Consider the following 2,451-nt stretch of genomic DNA (forward strand, 5'->3'; position numbering starts at 1 on the left):
GCTGGAGGACGCGTGCCGTCTGGTGGCCGCGCGTGGCCGGTTGATGCAGGCGCTGCCGTGCGGCGGGGCGATGGTGTCGGTGCGGGCATCGGAGGCGGAGGTGCTGCCGCTGCTCGAGGGCCGGGAGCACGAGGTGGGGATCGCGGCGGTCAACGGCCCGGCCTCCACCGTGGTTTCCGGTCAGGAGAAGGCGGTCGTCGAGATCGCCGAGCACTTCGGCGACCTGGGGCGCAAGACCTCTCGGCTGCGGGTGAGCCATGCGTTCCACTCCCCGTTGATGGAGCCGATGCTCGAGGAGTTCCGCCGGGTGGCGCANAAGGAGCTCTCCTGTCCCGACTACTGGGTGGGCCATGTCCGCCAGGCGGTCCGCTTCTCCGACGGCGTTCGCCGGTTGGAGGAGCGCAGGGTCAGCCGTTTCCTGGAGTTGGGCCCGGACGGCACTTTGACGGCGATGGCGCAGGGGTGTGTGGAAGGGGACGCGCTTCTCCTGGTGCCCGCTCTGCGCAAGGACCGTTCCGAGGCGAATGAACTCCTGTCCGCCGTGGCGGGTGTGTTCACGCACGGCGGTGAAGTGGACTGGTCGGCGCTGTTCGCCGGCACGGGAGCGCGCCGAGTCGCTCTGCCGACATATGCCTTCCAGCGTCGGCGCTACTGGCCGCACTTCTCCGGCGTCGTCCTCGGTGATCTCGGTTCGGCGGGTCTCGTGTCGGCGGAGCATGCGTTGCTGGGCGCCGCCGTGGAGGTGGCGGGCAGCGACGGGGTCCTGTTCACGGGACGGTTGTCGCTGCAGTCGCATCCGTGGCTCAGGGATCACGCGGTGACGGGAACGGTGCTCTTCCCGGGCACGGGCTTCCTGGAACTGGCGGTGCGGGCCGGGGACCAGGTGGGCTGCGGTCGGGTGGAGGAGCTGACCATCGCCGCCCCGCTGGTGGTTCCCGAGCGCGGTGGGGTGCGGGTACAGGTCGGGGTGGGTGGCTCGGACGAGTCGGGCGGCCGGACGGTGGAGGTGTACTCCCGCCCGGGGGATGCTCCGGACGACCAGCCGTGGACGCTCAATGCCAGCGGTCTGCTGACCGCCGAGACCGCCGCGCCGCCGGCCACCGCCTTCGACTTCGGGGCATGGCCGCCCCCGGGTGCCGTGGCCATGCGGGTGGACGACTTCTACGAGCGGTTCGCGGAGCTGGGCTTCGCGTACGGCCCGGTGTTCCAGGGCCTGCGGACGGTGTGGCGGCGCGGGGACGAGGTCTTCGCCGAGGTGGGGCTGCCGCAGGAGCACGAAGGCTTGGCCGGTGGGTTCGGTGTGCATCCGGCACTGCTCGACTCGGCCCTGCACGCCATGATGTTCGTTTCGCTGGAGGACAACACGGGCCATGGGCGGTTGCCCTTCTCCTGGGGTGGCGTGTCGCTGTGGGCGTCGGGTGCCCCGGCGCTTCGGGTCCGGATGGTGCAGGCCGGACCGGAGGCCGTCGCGCTGGAGTTGGCGGACGCCGCGGGTGGTGCCGTGGCCTCGATCGAGTCGCTGACGTTGCGGCAGGTCACCGGGGAACAGGTCAGTGGCGCGAGTGGGAGCGCCCATCGGGACGCGCTCTTCCAAGTGGACTGGACGACGCTGTCGTTGCCTGCCGTTTCAACAGCGGACTGCGTGGAGCTGGACGTCGTGGCCGGCGGGGACGCCGAGGTACCCGGTCATGTCGTGGTGCGCGTGGAGCGTCCCGTCGGTCACGTCATTGAGGCGACTCACGCGGTGACCGGCCAGGTGCTGGGGCTGGTGCAGGAGTGGCTGGCCGAGCCTCGGTACGAGGACGCGCGCCTGGCGGTGGTCACCGAAGGCGCGGTGGCCGTCGATCAGGGTCGCCCGGATCCGGCACTGGCCGCCGTGTGGGGCCTGGTGCGGGCGGCCGCGGTGGAGAACCCCGGACGGTTTGTGCTGGTCGATGTGGACGAGGCCGTACGGTCCTGGGATACGGCCGCGTTCGCGGGGGCATTGGCCTCGGGTGAGCCGGAGCTGGCGCTGCGCGGGGATCTGGCCTACGTTCCGCGGCTCGGACGATCGGTCGTCCGGCCCGTGTTGACCGCGCCGGACAACACGGCCGCATGGCGCCTGGACGCCGTGGAGAAGGGCACCTTGGAGGGCTTGGCGCTGACCGCCTGCCCCGAAGTGACGGCGCAGCTCGCTGCCGGTCAGGTGCGCGTGGCCGTACGGGCGGCGGGGCTGAACTTCCGCGATGTGCTGAACGCCCTCGGCATGTATCCGGGTGAAGCCGGCCTGCTGGGCGGCGAGGGCGCGGGTGTGGTCACCGAGGTCGGACCGGATGTGGTCGGTGTGGCTGTCGGCGACCGCGTGATGGGCATGTTCTTCGGAGCGTTCGGGCCGGTGGCGGTCGCGGATGCTCGCACGGTGGTGCGGATTCCGGCGGGTTGGTCGTTCGCTCAGGCGGCGTCGGTGCCGAT

The 2,451-nt window shown here is 71.4% G+C and carries 1 protein-coding gene; it reads left to right on the top strand.

Annotated features, from left to right (window positions below; all coding sequences use genetic code 11):
* Positions 1–43: 43 nt before the first annotated feature.
* Positions 44–2,451: SpnB-like Rossmann fold domain-containing protein (locus tag IEY86_RS35770; RefSeq protein WP_444545863.1), on the top strand; the 2,408-nt coding region annotated here is incomplete at its 3' end.

The organism is Wenjunlia tyrosinilytica (assembly GCF_014646055.1).
In the GTDB taxonomy this organism is placed as follows: domain Bacteria; phylum Actinomycetota; class Actinomycetes; order Streptomycetales; family Streptomycetaceae; genus Wenjunlia; species Wenjunlia tyrosinilytica.